General features: G+C 73.4%; 15 protein-coding genes and 1 pseudogene. 8 read left to right on the top strand and 8 right to left on the bottom strand.

Going from position 1 to position 17,075, the window contains the following annotated elements; genetic code table 11:
• Nucleotides 1–41: 41 nt before the first annotated feature.
• On the bottom strand, nucleotides 42–215 hold the full coding sequence (locus OG286_RS29145; protein ID WP_396319259.1) for a hypothetical protein: 174 nt from the start codon (nucleotides 213–215) through the stop codon (nucleotides 42–44).
• A 38-nt stretch (nucleotides 216–253) separates the two neighbouring features.
• Complete coding sequence (locus tag OG286_RS29140; RefSeq protein ID WP_396319260.1) at nucleotides 254–1,012, bottom strand: MerR family transcriptional regulator; 759 nt, start codon at nucleotides 1,010–1,012, stop codon at nucleotides 254–256.
• 274 nt (nucleotides 1,013–1,286) lie between these two features.
• Between OG286_RS29140 and OG286_RS29135 the strand changes: the two genes are divergently transcribed.
• The gene (locus OG286_RS29135) at nucleotides 1,287–1,829 is read left to right on the top strand and encodes a hypothetical protein (RefSeq protein ID WP_396319261.1); all 543 of its coding nucleotides are present in this window, start codon (nucleotides 1,287–1,289) and stop codon (nucleotides 1,827–1,829) included.
• A gap of 69 nt (nucleotides 1,830–1,898) precedes the next feature.
• Here the strand turns inward: OG286_RS29135 and OG286_RS29130 are convergent, their stop codons facing one another.
• On the bottom strand, nucleotides 1,899–2,600 hold the full coding sequence (locus tag OG286_RS29130; protein WP_396319262.1) for an exonuclease domain-containing protein: 702 nt from the start codon (nucleotides 2,598–2,600) through the stop codon (nucleotides 1,899–1,901).
• Nucleotides 2,601–3,099: 499 nt separating this feature from the next.
• Here OG286_RS29130 and OG286_RS29125 point away from each other — a divergent pair, with 499 nt between their 5' ends.
• Nucleotides 3,100–3,573, top strand: a complete 474-nt coding sequence (locus OG286_RS29125; protein WP_396326177.1) for a GNAT family N-acetyltransferase — start codon at nucleotides 3,100–3,102, stop codon at nucleotides 3,571–3,573.
• 54 nt (nucleotides 3,574–3,627) lie between these two features.
• Nucleotides 3,628–4,542, top strand: coding sequence for an IS982 family transposase (locus OG286_RS29120; RefSeq protein WP_396326178.1), 915 nt, complete (start codon nucleotides 3,628–3,630; stop codon nucleotides 4,540–4,542).
• Between the two features lie 284 nt (nucleotides 4,543–4,826).
• On the opposite strand, the gene OG286_RS29115 is transcribed toward OG286_RS29120, so the two are convergent.
• Complete coding sequence (locus OG286_RS29115) at nucleotides 4,827–6,104, bottom strand: SAV2148 family HEPN domain-containing protein (RefSeq protein ID WP_396319264.1); 1,278 nt, start codon at nucleotides 6,102–6,104, stop codon at nucleotides 4,827–4,829.
• A 446-nt stretch (nucleotides 6,105–6,550) separates the two neighbouring features.
• Here OG286_RS29115 and glgX point away from each other — a divergent pair, with 446 nt between their 5' ends.
• The 3 genes from glgX to treZ all read left to right on the top strand — a co-directional run bounded on the left by glgX (nucleotide 6,551) and on the right by treZ (nucleotide 13,026).
• Nucleotides 6,551–8,698, top strand: coding sequence for a glycogen debranching protein GlgX (glgX, locus tag OG286_RS29110; protein WP_396319265.1), 2,148 nt, complete (start codon nucleotides 6,551–6,553; stop codon nucleotides 8,696–8,698).
• A 69-nt stretch (nucleotides 8,699–8,767) separates the two neighbouring features.
• Complete coding sequence (gene treY, locus OG286_RS29105) at nucleotides 8,768–11,284, top strand: malto-oligosyltrehalose synthase (protein WP_405365884.1); 2,517 nt, start codon at nucleotides 8,768–8,770, stop codon at nucleotides 11,282–11,284.
• Nucleotides 11,281–13,026, top strand: coding sequence for a malto-oligosyltrehalose trehalohydrolase (gene treZ / locus OG286_RS29100; protein ID WP_396319267.1), 1,746 nt, complete (start codon nucleotides 11,281–11,283; stop codon nucleotides 13,024–13,026). Before treY ends, treZ begins: the two co-directional genes overlap by 4 nt.
• 10 nt (nucleotides 13,027–13,036) lie before the next feature.
• On the opposite strand, the gene OG286_RS29095 is transcribed toward treZ, so the two are convergent.
• Nucleotides 13,037–13,930: a transketolase family protein gene (locus OG286_RS29095; RefSeq protein ID WP_405365883.1), complete on the bottom strand. Its 894-nt coding sequence runs from the start codon at nucleotides 13,928–13,930 to the stop codon at nucleotides 13,037–13,039.
• Between the two features lie 50 nt (nucleotides 13,931–13,980).
• Nucleotides 13,981–14,682, bottom strand: a complete 702-nt coding sequence (locus tag OG286_RS29090; RefSeq protein ID WP_396319269.1) for a thiamine pyrophosphate-dependent enzyme — start codon at nucleotides 14,680–14,682, stop codon at nucleotides 13,981–13,983.
• 55 nt (nucleotides 14,683–14,737) lie between these two features.
• On the opposite strand from OG286_RS29090, the gene soxR reads away from it, so the two are divergent.
• A complete protein-coding gene (gene soxR / locus OG286_RS29085) occupies nucleotides 14,738–15,262 on the top strand; it encodes a redox-sensitive transcriptional activator SoxR (protein ID WP_396319270.1) in 525 nt (174 codons plus the stop codon).
• Nucleotides 15,263–15,273: 11 nt separating this feature from the next.
• On the opposite strand, the gene OG286_RS29080 is transcribed toward soxR, so the two are convergent.
• A complete protein-coding gene (locus OG286_RS29080) occupies nucleotides 15,274–15,816 on the bottom strand; it encodes a GNAT family N-acetyltransferase (RefSeq protein WP_396319271.1) in 543 nt (180 codons plus the stop codon).
• Nucleotides 15,817–15,910: 94 nt separating this feature from the next.
• Nucleotides 15,911–16,084 (bottom strand): annotated as a pseudogene (locus OG286_RS29075) (NAD(+) synthase); the annotation flags it as partial.
• Between the two features lie 114 nt (nucleotides 16,085–16,198).
• On the opposite strand from OG286_RS29075, the gene OG286_RS29070 reads away from it, so the two are divergent.
• Nucleotides 16,199–16,987 carry an ArsR/SmtB family transcription factor gene (locus OG286_RS29070; RefSeq protein ID WP_396319641.1) on the top strand — a complete coding sequence of 263 codons (789 nt, stop codon included), beginning with the start codon at nucleotides 16,199–16,201 and terminating at the stop codon, nucleotides 16,985–16,987.
• The last annotated feature ends 88 nt before the right edge of the window (nucleotides 16,988–17,075 follow it).

The following is a 17,075-nucleotide window of genomic DNA, read 5'->3' as shown; positions in this document are numbered from 1 at the left end:
CCCCTCACCTCCCGACCACCGGCGCCCCGGCTTCCGCCGGCTCATCCCCTCCGGAGCCGGCCGAGCCGGCGGAAGGTGATGAACGCCTGCACGCCGAAGGCTGGCAGGAGGGCCAGAAGGCCGGTCCACGGCACGAGCCGGCCGAACAGCAGGGCCGGGAGCAGGGCGGGCAGGACGGCGAGCAGGGCGATGCCGATGTGCAGGCGGCGGCTCACGGAGACTCCTCGGGATTCGGTCGACCGGGAACGGGCGGTCATGCTCGGGCGCGGTCGAGGTAGGCGGTCAGGTCGTGCCAGGCGTCGGCCGGGGCCGTCGGATCGCCGGACATCGCGGCCGGCTCGTGGTGCCAGGCGGCCCGCACCGCGCCCGAGAGGCCGGAGTCGCCACCGTTGAACATCCGGCCCAGCTCGTCCATCCGCGCCACCAGCCTCCGCACCTCCGCCGCCGTCGGCTCCACCCCGGCGACGCGCAGCGCCTCGGCCCTGCGGTAGAGCTCCGGCCACTCGACCTCCACCAGATAGTGGACGGCCGGGCCCAGCGCGGCCGCCCGGTCCTGCAGCGCCTGCAACTGGTCCTCGTCGAGGTGACGTCGCAGCGCCTGCCCGCCCTCCGGCCCCGCCCCGCCCATCGCCTGGAGCACCCCGATCAACGTGGCGGTCTCCGGGGCCCGTTCGGCGGCCAGCTCGTCGTGGACGCGGGCCAGCCGGCTCCGCAGGGCCTCCAGCGAGGCGATCGCCGCCTCGACGCCGGCCAGGTGCTCGCCCACCAGCCGGACGGGGTCGACCCCGACGTCCAGGCAGGTGGCGATGGTCTCCAGCCCGAGCCCGAGGCGCCGCAGCGCGAGGACCTGGTAGAGGCGGACGACGTCCGGTTCGGTGTACTCACGGTGCCCGGCGGCGGTCCGCCGGGACGGGCCGAGCAGCCCGATCCGGTCCCAGTGGTGCAAGGTGCGTACGGTCAGTCCGCTCGCCTCGGCGAGCGCCCCGACCTTCCATGTGCGGTCGATGCTCATACCCCGATGATGGATCCTGACGTCGCGTGAGGTGCAAGCCCGACGGCCCGGCCGGCCCGGCGCCGATCGGCAGGCCACCCGGCCGGCGCGGCAGAGCCGCATCCGGCCGGTGCGCACCGCACGGGGAGGCGGACCGCACGGCCCGGCGCTACCGTGAAATGACGATCCGATCGGGTCAGTCCCAGGCGATTCCCCATTCAATTCGTTGACGAACGACCAAGGCCGGCCAGTCTGCGGCATGGTCCGTCCAAGCCGAATTCAGCCGGGAGCGACAATGGCCAGTTACGAAAGTGCCCGAACAAAGGCGTTCACCCGGGCGGCGACCACCACCCTCACCGGTGTGCCGCTCGACGTCTCCGACGACCACCCGCTCCGCGCGGCCGGTGGCGTGCCGATCCAGTCGTGCGTCTGCGTGACGGACCCGTGCCCCTGCGACGATCACCCGATCATCTGGCTGGACGAGGCCGCCGTCCGTGGCCGTACCGCGACCGGCCGACGGACCACCGGCGGTGACGAACTGTACGACTTCGCCGTGGCGGCGGACGCGTCCGTGGTCGTCGAGTCCTTCCGCCAGGTCAGAGCGGCCGACGCCGCCCGCGCCGGCGGGCCTGCCGGCGCCGGGGCTCCGTCGCCCTTCATCGTGCGGCGCCGTCCGGGCGCGGCACGGCCCACGGAGAAGGGCCGCCCGTGCCACGGAGGCGGGCAGTCGCTGCTCAGCGCCGATGCCGGCTGCAACGACATCGAAATCGCCGAGAGCGGCGCGACCTACTGCTTCGTGGAGAGCAGCGAGCACTACTGCATCTACGCACTCTGCTGACCGGCCGTCCGCCGGTCCACCACCACCCGGGGCGCACCACCCGGGGCACGCCCCCGAACCGGACAGGGCTCAGCGCAGCGGCCATCGCGGATCGATGACGGCCTGCGGGTCCTTGCCGCGGCGCAGCCAGGCCTGGAGCCCCTCCGCCCAGTCGCGGTACCAGCCGATCTGGCGGGCGTGGAGGTCGGCGAGGGGGACGGCGCCGACCTCGGTGGGGTAGCGCTCGGCGAGGGCGACGGCGACCCGGACGGCGGCGAGGGCGTCGCTGCCGGCCTCGTGGGCGTCGGTCAGCTCGACGCCGTAGACCTCGCAGACCCGCTGGAGAGTGCGCGAGCCCTTGCGGTACTTGTCGACGGCCCGGTCGATGACCAGGGCGTCGAGCACCGGCGTGACCGGCCCGCCGAGGCGCTCGGCGAGCGGGGCCAGGCCGTGCCGGCGCAGCTCGGCGTCGAGCAGCGAGAGGTCGAAGGGGGCGTTGAAGGCGACGACGGGACGGCCGGCGGCGAGCCGCTCGCAGAGGGCCGCGGCTATCTCGTCCACCGCCTCCTTGGCCGGGCGGCCCTTGCTGCGGGCGACGTCGTCGCCGATGCCGTGGATCGCCGCGGCCTCCGCGGGGATCGGGACGCCCGGGTCGAGCAGCCAGTCGGTGGCGCTCAGCCGGCGGGCTCCGAGGGTGTCCACGAGGGCGGCCGTGACGATGCGGTCCACGGCCGGGTCGGTGCCCGTGGTCTCCAGGTCGAAGCCGACCAGTGGCTGCTGCCACCAGCTCATAGGGGTGTGTCCTTCCGTCCTGCTCGTCGAAACAGCCCCTATCATCGCCCGCCCCACCGACAACGCGGTCGCTGGGGCGGGCGGACGCAGCCGGCCGGCCCGGTTCAGGCCCCGGTGAGCAGGCTCCGGCCGAGCCAGTCGGCGTCGTCCCGGACGCCGGGCAGGACGTAGAAGTAGCCCCCGCCGGTGGGCCTCAGGAAGCGGGCCAGCGGCTCGCCCGCAGCACCTGGTAGCTGCCGCCGACCGCCCAGCGCGGTTCACCGCCGCCCTCGCCGGCCCAGACCAGCTCGTCCATCTGCGCGGCCGACTCGGTGTCGGGGTCCGCGATGCCGTCCTTGAAGCCCCTCGCGCCCCGCCCCGCCCGCGCGCTCCGGCTGACCGCCCATCGGCCGAATACCCGCGGGTTGCCGTCCGTCCGGCCTAGATGATCAATTCCAAGGGGTCGTTGAACGGTCGTAGGCAGTTTCGCTCCGGCGGATCGGTCTGCGAGAGTTTGGTCATGAGTGACGTTGTTATCCGTCGGGCCGAGTCCGATGACGCGACCGCACTGGCAGCCATGCGCTGGCGGTTCAAGGTGGAGGACGGCGGAGATGAAGTCCCGCGGAACGAAGAGGAGTTCACTGCCGAGTGCGAGCAGTGGCTGCGTTCCCGGATGGTCGGGCCGTGGCGTGCCTGGGTTGCGGAAGTGGGCGGTCGGCCCTGTGGTCACGTGTTCGTGTGCCTCGTGGAGAAGGTCCCCAGTCCCTACCCGGGTTCCGACGCCCTGGGCTACGTGACGAACTTCTACGTCGCCCCTGAACAGCGCAATCGCGGTCTGGGCAGGGCCCTGCTCGACGAGGCCACCGGCTATGCGCGCGCTCACGGCCTGGATACGTTGATCGTGTGGCCGTCTGAGCGCAGTGCGCCGCTGTACCGGCGCTGCGGATTCGACGGACCGGACGAGCTCCTCGAACAGCCTGTCGCGCCCAGCTGAGCGAAGTTCTCGCACTGACTGCGCGGACGATGCGAGGGCGCCCAAGGTCAGTCTGTGACGAACGACCTGGACACCCTCGCGACCGCACTCTATGTGAAGACCGACGACCTGCTGAAGGACTCGCCGCAATTCGCCCCGCAGCGTCCGGCCGTGGGCATCGTGCCGCAGCTCGGCGACGCCGAGCTGGTAACGCTGGCGATGATGCAGGCGATGCTCGGTTTCACCTCCGAGGCCCGCTGGCTGCGCCACGCCGGCGCCCACCTGCGCCACCTCTTTCCGTACCTGCCCCAGCAGCCCGGCTACAACAAGCGGCTGCGCAAGGCCGCCGAACTGATCCGCCGGGTCACCTGGGCACTGGCCCGCGACACCACACTGTGGAGCGACGACGTGTGGGTGGCGGACTCCACGCCCGTCGAGTGCGGGCGCTCCCGAGAGACCGTCAAACGCTCCGACCTGGCCGGATGGGCCCAGTACGGCTACTGCGCCAGCCATTCGCGCTACTTCTGGGGCCTGCGGCTGCATCTGGTCTGCACCCTTCACGGCCTGCCGATCGCGTTCGCACTCACCGGGGCCAAGGCAGACGAGCGCGAGACCCTGCTCGACCTGCTCGCCGTCGAACCCCGTCTCACCGCCGAGCACCCGGGACAGACACTGATCGGAGACAAGAACTACTTCGGCCGAGAGTTCGAACAGCGGCTCGCCGACATGGACATCCGCCTCCTGCGGCCGACCCGCAAGGGCGAGCCACAGCGAGCCGGATCACAGCTGTTCAAGCCACTGCGCCAGGTCATCGAGTCGGTCAACGAGACCTTCAAGGGCCAGCTCGACCTCGAACGACACCGAGGCCGCACCCCCAATGGTGTAGCCGTCCGAGTCCTGCAACGCATCCTCGCGCTCACCGCCGCGATCTGGCACAACGACCGCACTGGCCAGCCGACCATGCGCACGCTCACTGCCTACGACCACTGAACCCCTTGGAATTGATCATCTAGGCGAGGGCCTCGTCGGCGGCCCGGGGCGGCGGCCCGGTCGGTGTCCAGCGGTGGAGACGGAGTCCCGCAGCCGCTGACGCACCCGTCGCCCGTCGTAGCGGCCGAGCCGCTCGAGGTCGGGGCGCAAGACCTCGGCGCGCAGTCCGGCGACGGGTTCGACGCCGGTGGTCTCGGCGGGCCGCAGGGTCCGGGCGGGGGCGCTGTTCATCCGGGTGGTTTTCCGGCCGCGGCGCCCCGCCCCGCCGAGGCGGCCGGCGGGTGTCAGGAGACCGGCCGGGAGTCCCCCCAGATCCCCTCGAACTCCTCGCGGTAGACCTCCAGCAGCCCGGCGTCCGTGCCGCCCGGCTGCTGGCCGGCGCCGCCGCGCAGCACCAGGGCGGGCGACTCCATGCCGCGGGCCCGGCGCAGGTAGGGCTGGACGACGCCGAGGTCGCGGGTCTGCCGGCGGGGGCCGCCGGTCGGGCCGGCCGGGCGCGGGCCCTCGACCAGGTAGGCGGTGAAGCGCGGGGTCTCGTCGAAGACCCGGATCTCGAAGCCGCCCTGGTCGCGCAGCCGGGCGCGGACCCGGCGGACGTGCATGATGTTCATCTCGATCGAGCGGGCCAGTTCGCCGCGCCCGAGGCCGAGTTCGCGCTCGCGGCGGCGGACGGCGCTGCTGGCCGGGTTGAGGAAGAGCAGCCTGACCCGGCAGCCGTCGGTGGCGAGCCGGACGAGGCGCTTGCCGGTGTAGTTCTGGCAGAGCATGCCGAGGCCGATGCCGAGCGCGTCGAGCCGACGGGCGCCGTCCAGCAGGTCCTCGACCGGGAGGTCGCGCTGGAGGCGGACCCGGTCGGCGTGCACCGCGACCACGTCCGCGTAGCGGCCGGCCACCAGCGACTCGACCACGTCGGCGGGGACGCCGCCGGAGCCGCCGTCCAGCAGGGCGAGCAGCCGGGCGGCGGCGCGTTCGGTCTGGGCGAGGACGGTCTGGGTGAGGACGCGGTTGCGGGAGACGACGTGCCGGGCGACCTCCAGTTCGTCGAGGGCGAGCTCGATGTCGCGGCGGTCGGCGAGGTACGGCTCGAAGCAGGGCCAGTGCTGGACCATCAGCTCGCGCAGCTGGGGCAGGGTGAGGAAGACCAGCGGGTCGTCATCGGCGGGGTCGAGCAGGTAGCCCTTGCGCCGGCTGACCTCGCGGACGGCGCCGGCCCGGTGGGCCCACTCCTCGCCGGCGGGGCCGGCCGCGGCGGTGACCCAGTCCTCGCCGTGGGCGGGCGCGTAGATGGGGTACAGCACCTCGTCGACGAGGGCGCGCAGTCGCTGTTCGACCAGGTTGAGCCAGACGTACGCGCGCCCGGCCAGCCGGACCCGCTGGTAGGCGTCCTCCCACTCGGCGCCGGACCAGGCGAGGGCGGGTATCTCGACCGGGCCGCTCTGGGCGGGCACCAGCGCCCGGCCGGTCAGGGTGGGGCGCATGACGACGGTCGGGGCCTCGCTGCGGGCGCCGCCCCGGTCGGGGCCGCCGGGCCCACCGCCACGGCCGCCGGCGGGGAACACCATGCGCCACCTCACCTGGTTCCTGATGGAGCTGCTACGTCTGCTTCGTCTGCCGGCGCCGAAGGCCCCGAAGGCCCCGAAGGCCCCCGCCGGTTCTTCTGATGAATCGCCACGAGCGCGGGGGCGGCCGGACGATCAAGGGTACTGCCCGCCGCGAGCCGACCGCAGCCGGTCGGCGGACGGGAAAGCCGGAGGCCCCGGCCGCACCACCCGCGCCGACCGCCCACCGGACACCCACCGGACACCCGCCGGACACCCGTCCGGGCGAACACACGCCGAATGGCCCCGCTGCCGGGGAAAGCGTCGGGGAGTATGCGGACTGTGCCGTACGTCACGGTGCGCGACCGCCGCACATGCCCGGCCACCCCGCCGGGAAGAGAGCGTCGGGGTCCGGGCTGATTGTCGGACTACCTGTCAGTTTCCCTTCAGCGTAAGGAAGTTGAGGACTCATGCAGGTCTGGCCAGGGAAGCCCTACCCCCTCGGCGCCACCTACGACGGCGCCGGCACCAACTTCGCGGTGTTCTCGGAGAGCGCCGACCGGATCGAGCTCTGCCTGCTCGACGAGGACGGTTCGGAGACGGCCGTCGAGCTGCGCGAGACGGACGCCTTCGTCCGGCACGCCTACCTGCCCGGCATCCAGCCCGGCCAGCGGTACGGATTCCGCGTCCACGGCCCGTACAACCCGGGCCTCGGCCAGCGGCACAACAGCGCCAAGCTGCTCCTGGACCCGTACGCCAAGGCGATGAGCGGCACCATCGACTGGGACGAGTCGGTCTACGGCTACCACTTCGGCGCCCCCGAGCGCCGCAACGACCTGGACTCCGCCCCGCACACCATGCACTCGGTGGTGATCAACCCGTACTTCGACTGGGGCACCGACCGGCCGCCGCGCACCGACTACCACCGCACCGTCGTCTACGAGGCCCACGTGAAAGGCCTCACCAGACTCCACCCCGGCATCCCCGAGGAGATCCGGGGCACCTACGCCGGCCTCGCCCACCCCGCGGTGATCGAGCACCTGGCCAAGCTCGGCGTCACCGCGATCGAGCTGATGCCGGTGCACCAGTTCGTCCGCGACCACCGGCTGCGCGACCTCGGCCTCGCCAACTACTGGGGCTACAACACCATCGGCTTCTTCGCCCCGCACTCCTCCTACTCCTCCACCGGGGACCGGGGCCAGCAGGTGCAGGAGTTCAAGTCGATGGTCAAGGCGCTGCACGCGGCCGGCATCGAGGTCATCCTGGACGTCGTCTACAACCACACCGCCGAGGGCAACCACCTCGGCCCCACCCTCTCGCTGCGCGGCCTGGACAACGTCTCCTACTACCGGCTCGCCCAGGACCAGCGGTTCTACGAGGACACCACCGGCACCGGGAACAGCCTGCTGATGCGCAGTCCGCACGTCCTCCAGCTGATCATGGACTCGCTGCGCTACTGGGTCACCGAGATGCATGTGGACGGCTTCCGCTTCGACCTCGCCGCCACCCTGGCCCGGCAGTTCCACGAGGTCGACCGGCTCTCCTCGTTCTTCGACCTCGTCCAGCAGGACCCGGTGGTCTCCCAGGCCAAGCTGATCGCCGAGCCCTGGGACCTCGGCGAGGGCGGCTACCAGGTGGGCAACTTCCCGCCGCTGTGGACGGAGTGGAACGGCATGTACCGGGACACCGTCCGCGACCTGTGGCGCGGCGAGAACGCCACGCTCGCCGAGTTCGGCTCCCGGCTCACCGGCTCCTCCGACCTCTACCAGGACGACGGCCGTCGGCCCATCGCCTCCATCAACTTCGTCACCTGCCACGACGGCTTCACCCTGCGCGACCTCGTCTCGTACAACGAGAAGCACAACGACGCCAACGGCGAGGACAACCGGGACGGCGAATCGTTCAACCGCTCCTGGAACTGCGGCACCGAGGGCCCCGGCACCGACCCGGCCGTCGAGGAGCTGCGCGCCCGCCAACAACGCAACCTGATCGCCACCCTGATGCTCTCCCAGGGCGTGCCGATGCTCTCGCACGGCGACGAACTCGGCCGCACCCAGCACGGCAACAACAACGCCTACTGCCAGGACAACGAACTCACCTGGGTGCACTGGCCCGAGGAGGACGGGCCCGAGGCGCGGCTGCTGGAGTTCACCCAGGGCATGATCTGGCTCCGCCGCGACCACCCCGTCTTCCGGCGCCGCCGCTTCTTCCACGGCCGCCCGGTCTCCAGTCGCCCCGTCCCCGGCCGTCCGGCAGCCGGCAGCTACGAGGACCTCACCGACATCGCCTGGTTCACCCCCAGCGGGGAGGAGATGACCAAGCGCAACTGGGGCGCGAGCTACGCCAAGTCGCTCACCGTCTTCCTCAACGGCTACGCCATCTCCGAGCCGGACCGGCGCGGCGGGCGGATCATCGACGACTCCTTCCTGCTGATGTTCAACGCCCACTTCGAGCCGCTGGAGTTCACCGTCCCGGCCGACCACGGGCAGGAGTGGCAGGTCGTGGTCGACACCGCCCAGCCCAGGCTGCCCGCCCCCGGCACCGGCCCCCGGGTCAAGGCCGGCGACGCCCTCTGGCTCACCGACCGCTCACTGATGGTCCTCCAGCGGCCCGCCTGAGGTGTGGGTTCACCTGTTCGGATCAGCAACGGGTCTTGGCGGCGGGCTCGCGCGGGTACTCATGGACACATGACCTCCGCCGCCGAGCCCGCGCAGCCCCGCCCGGCCGCTACTCCCCCGCCCACACCACCGTCGGCCAGCTACCGGCTCCAGCTCCAGCCCGGCTTCACCCTCCGCGACGCCGCCGCCGGCGTGCCCTACCTCGCCGCCCTCGGCGTCTCGCACCTGCACCTCTCCCCGTTGCTGGAGGCCGCCCCCGGCTCCACCCACGGGTACGACACCGTCGACCACGGCCGGATCAGCGAGCAGCTCGGCGGTGAGACCGCGCTGCGCGCGCTGGCCGCCGAGGCCCACCGGCACGGCCTGCGGCTGATCGCCGACGTGGTGCCCAACCACATGGCCGTCCCCGTCCCCGAGCAGCTCAACCAGCCGCTCTGGCACGTGCTGCGGGACGGCCCCGACTCGCCGTACGCGCGCTGGTTCGACATCGACTGGGCGGCCCAGCCGGGGCCGACGGACGCCCCGGAACGCGGACGGGTGCTGCTGCCGCTGCTCGGCGACCGGCTCGGCGCGGTGCTCTCCTCCGGGGAGCTGACCGTGGACGGCACGGGGGCGCCTGCCGGCGGCCCCGGAGCGGTGCTCCGCTACCACGACCACACCCTCCCGCTACGGCCCGGCACCGAGGACCTGCCGCTCGCGGAGCTGCTCGCCCGGCAGTGGTACCGGCTCGCCTGGTGGCGGCTGGCCCGCACCGAGCTGAACTACCGGCGCTTCTTCACCGTCAACGAGCTGATCGCCGTCCGGGTCGAGATCCCCGAGGTGTTCGAGGCCACCCACGACGTGCTGCTGCGGCTGCACCGCGACGGGGTCCTCGACGGGTTCCGGATCGACCACCCCGACGGCCTCGCCGACCCGCGCGGCTACCTTCGGAGGCTCGCCGAGGCCACCGGCGGCGCGTACACGGTGGTGGAGAAGATCCTCACCGGCGACGAACGCCTGCCCGCCGACTGGCCGTGCGCGGGCACCACCGGGTACGACGCGCTGCGCCGGATCGACGGTGTGCTCACCGACCACGCCGGCGCCGGCCGGCTGGCCGGGCGCTACGAGCACTTCCTCGGCGGCGCCGCACCCGCCGGCGAGCCCTGCGCCGACCCGCACCCGGCCGTCGCGGCCGCCCGGCGCGGGCGGGCCGACATGACCGGGCCCCGCGGCGAGCTCGCCGCCGAGGTCGAGCGGCTGGTCCGGCTCGCCGTCCGGATCGGCGCCGCCGAGCCCGCGCACGCGGACCACGCACCCTGGCAGCTGCGCGACGCCCTGCAGCGGGTGCTCACCGGCTACCCGGCGTACCGGCCGTACGCCAGGCCCGGCGAGCCCGTGCCGGCGGTCTCGGCGGAGCAGCTGCGGGCCGCGCTCGACGGCTCCGCCGACCCGTCCGACCGGCTGGTCGCGGAGCTGGCCCTCGGGCGGCTCGGCACCGGCCCCGAGAAGGACGAGTTCTGCGTGCGTTTCGCCCAGACCGCCGCCGCCGTGGCCGCCAAGGGCGTCGAGGACACCGCCTTCTACCGCTGGAACGCCCTGCTGAGCCTGAACGAGGTCGGCGGCGAGCCGGCCAGGCCGGGCCTGCTCCCGGAGGACTTCCACGTCTGGTGCCACTACGTCGAACGCCACTGGCCGGCCACCATGACGGTGCTCTCCACCCACGACACCAAGCGCAGCGCCGACGCCCGCGCCCGCCTCGCCGTCCTCGCCGAGCAGCCGGACGCCTGGGCCGCCGAGGCCGCCGCCTGGTCCACCGCCGCCGGCCCCGGCGGCGACCGGGACGGTGACTGGCTGCTCTGGCAGACCCTGGTCGCGGCCTGGCCGATCACCCCCGACCGGCTGGTCACCGCGCTGCTCAAGGCGGCCCGCGAGGCCAAGCTGCGCACCTCGTGGACGTCCCCGGACAGCGGCTACGAACAGGCCCTCACCGACCGCGCCCACGCGGTGTACGGCAACCCCGGCCTGCTCCCCCGGATCGAGGGGTACGTCCGGACGCTCGCGCCGTACGCCCGGTCCAACACCCTCGCCGCCGCCCTGCTGCACCTCACCGTGCCCGGCGTGCCCGACCTCTACCAGGGCAGCGAGGAGCCGCTCCACACCCTGGTCGACCCGGACAACCGGGGCGTGGTGGACCTCGGCGCGCTCGCCGTCCGGCTGACCGACTCGGCCACACCCCGCCCGGGCGACCTGGCCCGGGAGAAGCTGCACCTCACCGCGGCCGCCCTCCACCTGCGCCGGGCCCGCCCGCTGGGCGCCTACCGCCCGCTGACCGCCGGCGGCCACTCCCGCGACCACCTGCTCGCCTTCGCCCGCGGGGACGACGTGGTCACGGCGGTCACCCGGCTGCCGTACGGCCTGGAGCGGGCCGGCGGCTGGCACGACACCGCCGTGGAGCTGCCGGCCGGCGGCGGGTGGACGGACGAACTGACCGGGCGCCGGTTCGCGGCGGGCACGGTGCCGGTGGCCGACCTGCTGGCCGCCTCCCCGGTGGCGCTGCTGACCAGGAAGACCGGGAAGCCCGGGAAGACCAGGAAGGGCGACGCGTGACTCTGCCGGAGCTGCGGACGTACGAGGTGTGGGCGCCGGCGGCGGCCCAGCTGGTCGAGGTGGAGGTCGGCGGCGCCCGCCACCCGCTGGCCCGGGACGGGGCGAGGGCCGGGTGGTGGCGCGGCGAGGCGCCCGCCGGGGACTACGCGTTCCGGCTGGACGGCGGCCCGGCGCTGCCCGACCCGCGCTCGCCCCGGCAGCCGCACGGCCCGGACGGGCCCAGCCGGGCCGTCGACCACGCCGCGTTCCGCTGGTCGCGGACCGGCTGGCGCGGCCGTCCGCTGCCCGGCGCAGTCCTGTACGAGCTGCACATCGGCACCTTCACCGCCGCCGGCACCTTCGACGCCGCCGCCCACCACCTCGACCACCTCGTCGAGTTGGGCGTGGACTTCGTCGAGCTGCTGCCGGTCTGCCCGTTCCCCGGCCGGCACGGCTGGGGGTACGACGGCGTCTCGCTCTGGGCCGTCCACGAGCCCTACGGCGGGCCGGAGGGGCTCAAGCGCTTCGTCGACGCCGCGCACCGCAAGGGCCTCGGCGTCATCCTGGACGTGGTGCACAACCACCTCGGGCCGTCCGGCAACTACCTGCCCGCGTACGGCCCGTACTTCACCGACCGGCACCACACCCCGTGGGGCTCGGCGGTCAACCTGGACGCGCCCGGCTCGGACGAGGTGCGCGCCTACCTGGCGGGCAGCGCACTGGCCTGGCTGCGCGACTACCGGATCGACGGACTGCGGCTGGACGCGGTGCACGCCCTCGCCGACGACCGCGCCGTCCACTTCCTGGAGGAACTCGCCACCGAGGTGGAGAAGTTGGCGATCGCCACCAACCGGCCGCTGTTCCTGGTCGCCGAGTCCGACGTCAACTCCCCCCGCACCACCGCCCCGCGCGAGGCGGGCGGCCAGGGCCTCACCGCCCAGTGGAGCGACGACTTCCACCACGCGCTGCACTCCGCGCTCACCGGCGAATCCCAGGGCTACTACGGCGACTTCGCGGCCGCACCGCTGTCGGCGGTCGCCAAGGCGCTCACCCGCGGCTTCTTCCACGACGGCGGCTGGTCCTCGTTCCGCGGCCGCAGCCACGGCCGCCCGTTCCCGCCCGCCCACGGCCACCGGCTGCTCGGCTACCTCCAGACCCACGACCAGATCGGCAACCGGGCGCTCGGCGACCGGCTCTCGGCGAGCCTGGACCCCGGCCGACTCGCCTGCGGGGCGGCGCTCGTGCTCACCTCGCCGTTCACCCCGATGCTGTTCATGGGCGAGGAGTGGGGCGCGACCACACCCTGGCAGTACTTCACCGACCACACCGACCCGGGCCTCGCCGAGGCCGTCCGGCAGGGCCGGCGGCGGGAGTTCGCCGAGCACGGCTGGCAGGCGGAGGAGGTGCCGGACCCCCAGGAGCCGGCCACCGTACTGCGCTCGGTCCTCGACTGGACCGAGCCGAGGCGCGCCCCGCACGCCGAACTGCTCGCCTGGTACCGGGCGTTGATCCGGCTGCGACGCGAACGGCCGGAGCTGACCGACCCGGACCTCTCGGCCGTCCGGGTCGTCCACGACGAGGCGGCCCGGTGGCTGGTTGTGCACCGGGGGCCGTACCGGGTGGCGGTCAACCTGTCCGGCTCCGCAGCCGGGCTGCCGCTGGGGGCGAAGGGGCGGGAGGTGGCGGCGTCCTTCGGGCCGTGCGTCCTGGACGGTGCGGCGGCGGAGCTGGAGGCCCACTCGGTCGCGATCGTCCGGGTCTGACGCGCGCGGCTCACCAGAGGAAGGTGGCGATCCGCTCCCGCAGCGAGGCCGCGTCCAGACCGTAGGCGGCCAGGTGCTCGGGGATCGAGCCGTAGTGCCGGTGCTCCTCGCGCGGCACGCCGAGGCCCAGCACCCGGTGCGGCCGGTCGCTCAGCGCGGCGTGCGCCTCGTTGGCGGAGGTCCCGGCCAGGTACGGCTCGACGAGCACCACGTCCGCCCGCCCGCCGGCGGCCTCGCGCAGCCCGGCCGCGTCGAACGGCCGCACGGTGGCCGCGTACAGCACCGTGACGTCCAGGTTCTCGGTGGCCGCCAGCACGGCGTCGAGCATCGGGCCGACCGCCAGCACCACACCCTTGGCCCCCGTGCGCACGGTGGTGAACCGGCCCGGTTCGACCGGCACCGCGGCGGCGTTCTGGTGCACGGAGAGCCGCACGTACACGTTGCGGTCGCCGTCCACCACGGCGTGGCGCAGCAGCCGCTCGGCCTCGTCCGGGTGACCGGGCACGTGGACCGTCCAGTCCGGCAGGGTGTCCAGCAGTGCGACGTCACCCGGCGACATGTGGGTGCGGCCCCCGGACGGCCAGTCGTACGAGCCGGCGGCGCTCACCAGGACGGCGCCGACGCCCTGGTGGACGAGGTCCAACTTGATCTGCTCGAAGGGGCGTTCGATCAGGAAGCTGGCGAAGGTGTGGGCGATCGGCCGCATCCCGGTGAGCGCCAGGCCGCCGGCGGCGCCGATCAGCAGCTGCTCGCGGATCCCGACGTTGATCACCCGGTCGGGGTGGCGCTCGGCGGCGGGCGCGAAGCCGGACGCGCTGATGTCGGCCAGCACGACGGCCAGCCGGGGGTCGTCGTCCAGCATGCGGGTGGTCACGTCGAGGAAGCGCTCGCGCATGGTGTCCATCGGTCTGGTCCCTTGTCCTTCGGAGGTTGTCAGGCGTTCTCGGGCGGCCGTCAGGAGTTCTTGGGCTCGACGCGGGCGACCACCGCGCGCGGCCGGCCCGGGTGTGCGGCGGTGAACGCCGCGTACAGCGCCTCGTGGTCACGCCCGTCCACCGTCTCGGCCGACCAGCCCTCGGCGGCGAAGCGCGCCGCGATGCCGCCCTGCCAGCCGTGCGTGGCCGAGGAGTTGTCGATGACGACGACGTGCAGCCGGTCCAGTCCGGACGCGCCGGCGAAGGCGACCGCCTCGTGGTTGGAGCCCTCGTCGAACTCGGCGTCCCCGACCAGCACCCAGACCGCCGGGTCGGCGAGCCCCCGGGCACGCAGCCCGAGCGCGGTGCCGACCGCAAGCGGCAGGCCGTGCCCCAGCGAGCCCGAGCCGATCTCCACCCCGGGCACCAGCGTGCGGTCCGGGTGGTGGCCGAGCGGCGAGTCGTAGGCGCCGAAGCCGGAGAGCACCGCCGGGTCGAGGAAGCCCTTGGCCGCGAGTACGGCGTAGTAGGCCATCGGGCCGTGGCCCTTGGAGAGCAGGAAGCGGTCACGGTCCTGCTTCTCGGCGGTGGCCGGGGTGACCCGCAGCACCCGGTCGTAGAGCACCCAGAGGGCGTCCAGCGTGGAGGTGGCGGCAGGGCCGTGCTTCTCGTCGCCGGTCATCAGGCTCATCAGGCCCGGGAGGTCCGCGAAGGTGACTTCGGTACGGGTGTTCGTCGTCATGGCCACGATGCTGCACGTTGAAGTCGACTTGAAGTCAAGCCGGTACATTGACCCCATGACCGCACCCGAGACCTCCGCCGGACCGAGCCGGCACGACCTGCTCACCATCGGCCAACTCTCCGGCCGCAGCGGCCTCGCCACCTCCGCCCTGCGCTACTACGAGAAGCTCGGTCTCATCCACGCCACCCGCACCACCGGCGGCCAGCGCCGCTACACCCGCGGCACCCTGCGCCGGGTCGCCTTCGTACGGGCCGCCCAGCGGGTCGGGCTCTCCCTCGACGAGGCCAAGGTCGCCCTGGACCGCCTGCCCGAGCGCCCCGCCCCCAGCGGCGCCGAGTGGGCCGGTGTCGCCGAGTCCTGGCAGGGCCGCATCGACGAGCAGATCGCCGAACTCGAGCTCCTGAAGGCCAAACTGAGCGGCTGCATCGGCTGCGGCTGCCTCTCCCTCACCCGCTGCGCCCTCTACAACGCCGGGGACCGCGCCGCCGCGGCCGGCTCCGGCGCCCGCTACCTGCTCACCCGCGACCCCGCCACCGGGCCCGAGCCCGGCCCGGTCCCCGAGGCCTCCCGCGCCTGCTGACGGCCGGCGCCCTACGGCGTGCCGGACACAGCCGGCGGGCGGGCATCCCCGCGCAGCAGGCTGTAGCGGACGATGTCGCGCCACTGGCCGTCGCGGAAGACCAGGCTGCGCTGGACGCCCTCACGGGTGAAGCCGCACTTCTCCAGGGCGCGCTGCTCGGCACGGTTGGCGGTCTCGGTGTCGGCCTCCAGGCGGACCACCGGCGAATGCGCGAACAGGTAGTCCACCAGCAGGCGTTGGGCCTCGGTGCCGATGCCGCGGCCGCGCGCCTGCGGGACGAGCTGGATGCCGATGTTCCAGTAGGGCGCCGCCGGCACGACCGCCCGTGCCCTCCAGGCGACGAACCCGCACAGGCCGCCCCCGGACTCCACCGCGAGCTGTGACTGGTCCGCCCCCAGCAGCCCGTTCTCCGCCCACTTCCGCCGCAGGCGGCCCGGGTCGGACCAGCCGTACCACTGGAGCCCGCCGATCGCCTCGGGGTCGAGGAGCAGCCGCTCGAGGGGCGCGAGGTCGGCTTCGGAGATCGGACGGAGGCTCACCTGGTCGTCGCTCATCCGGCCACTGTAGTCGGCGGACCGGGCCGGTGCGGCCCAACGCCCGCTCCGTGCAACGCCGGTGGCGCCGCCCGACGGCGAGGCGACCGGCCCTGGGAGCGATCGGCAGCCGTCGCTTGTGCCCGGCGAGCCGGCAGCGGCCGACGACGGCCTCGAACGCGGCCCCGTCGACCGGCTTGCCCTCCAGGAAGTCGTCGATCCCGTCGTAGGTGACGCCGAGCGCCTCCTCGTCGAGCCTGCCCGGGTCCAGCGTCTTCAGGACGGCGGAGGAAGGCGGCGAAGCCCTGGTCAAGGCAGGTGGCCGCCGCTGAGGTGCGAAATCGCCGACATTATGCAGGTGATCACCTGCATAATGGTCCGCGTGAGCCACGAAGCGACACCGATGGACGCCGCATTCAAAGCACTGGCCGACCCCACCCGGCGGCTCCTGCTCGACCGCCTGCGCGAGCGGGGCGGCCAGACCCTGGGCGAGCTGTGCGAACGCGTGACCATGGCCCGCCAGTCGGCGACACAGCATCTCGACATCCTGGCGCAGGCCAACCTCGTGACCGTCGTACGGCGGGGACGGGAACGACTCCACTACCTCAACCCGGCGCCGATCCACGAGATCGAGGAGCGCTGGATCTCGGGGTTCGACAGGCCCCGCCTGCAAGCGATCAGTGCCATCAAGAACCTTGCCGAGGAGTACGCCATGACCAACGCACCCACGTCGGCGCCGACTTACGTCTACGTCACCTACATCCGCGCGAACGCGGAGCAGGTGTGGCAGGCCCTGACGGACGCGGACCTCACCGCGCGCTACTGGGCCCACGCCAACGTGTCGGACTGGCAGCCCGGCTCGGCCTGGGAGCACCGGCGCGTCGACGGATCTGGCCGCGTCGACGTCGTCGGCACGGTACTCAAGGCCGAGCCCCCGACGCTGCTGAGCATCACCTTCGAGGACTCTCCGGACGCCGAGGCGCCGAGGGAGCCGTCGGTCGTCACCTTCCTCGTCGAACCGCACGAGGACATCGTCCGCCTCACCGTGACCCACGAGAACCTCCCCAACCTGGAGATGCTCAACGGCATTTCGCGCGGCTGGCCGGCCGTGCTGGCAAACCTCAAGTCGCTGTTGGAGACCGGCGACGTCCTCCCGCAGGCACCCTGGGAGATGTCCGGCACGCACGACTGACGCCCGGGGCGGCGGTCGCCACCGCTTCTCGCGCCGGCACACGGCGGTTCACATCGCCGTGCACACCACAGGTCGCTCCGCAGTTCGC

This window comes from Kitasatospora sp. NBC_00039 (genome assembly GCF_045160625.1).
Classification (GTDB): Bacteria; Actinomycetota; Actinomycetes; order Streptomycetales; family Streptomycetaceae; genus Kitasatospora.
Note: the sequence above shows the minus strand (reverse complement) of the source record. Positions and strands in the feature narration are given on the sequence as shown.

Coding starts and splice junctions, on each gene's coding strand:
- soxR (WP_396319270.1), top strand. CDS start 14,738: ATGACCGCACCCGAGACCTCCGCCGGACCGAGCCGGCACGACCTGCTC.
- OG286_RS29115 (WP_396319264.1), bottom strand. CDS start 6,104: ATGGTGTTCCCCGCCGGCGGCCGTGGCGGTGGGCCCGGCGGCCCCGAC.
- OG286_RS29125 (WP_396326177.1), top strand. CDS start 3,100: ATGAGTGACGTTGTTATCCGTCGGGCCGAGTCCGATGACGCGACCGCA.
- OG286_RS29095 (WP_405365883.1), bottom strand. CDS start 13,930: ATGGACACCATGCGCGAGCGCTTCCTCGACGTGACCACCCGCATGCTG.
- OG286_RS29080 (WP_396319271.1), bottom strand. CDS start 15,816: ATGAGCGACGACCAGGTGAGCCTCCGTCCGATCTCCGAAGCCGACCTC.
- OG286_RS29090 (WP_396319269.1), bottom strand. CDS start 14,682: ATGACGACGAACACCCGTACCGAAGTCACCTTCGCGGACCTCCCGGGC.
- OG286_RS29135 (WP_396319261.1), top strand. CDS start 1,287: ATGGCCAGTTACGAAAGTGCCCGAACAAAGGCGTTCACCCGGGCGGCG.
- OG286_RS29130 (WP_396319262.1), bottom strand. CDS start 2,600: ATGAGCTGGTGGCAGCAGCCACTGGTCGGCTTCGACCTGGAGACCACG.
- OG286_RS29070 (WP_396319641.1), top strand. CDS start 16,199: ATGGACGCCGCATTCAAAGCACTGGCCGACCCCACCCGGCGGCTCCTG.
- glgX (WP_396319265.1), top strand. CDS start 6,551: ATGCAGGTCTGGCCAGGGAAGCCCTACCCCCTCGGCGCCACCTACGAC.
- treY (WP_405365884.1), top strand. CDS start 8,768: ATGACCTCCGCCGCCGAGCCCGCGCAGCCCCGCCCGGCCGCTACTCCC.
- OG286_RS29140 (WP_396319260.1), bottom strand. CDS start 1,012: ATGAGCATCGACCGCACATGGAAGGTCGGGGCGCTCGCCGAGGCGAGC.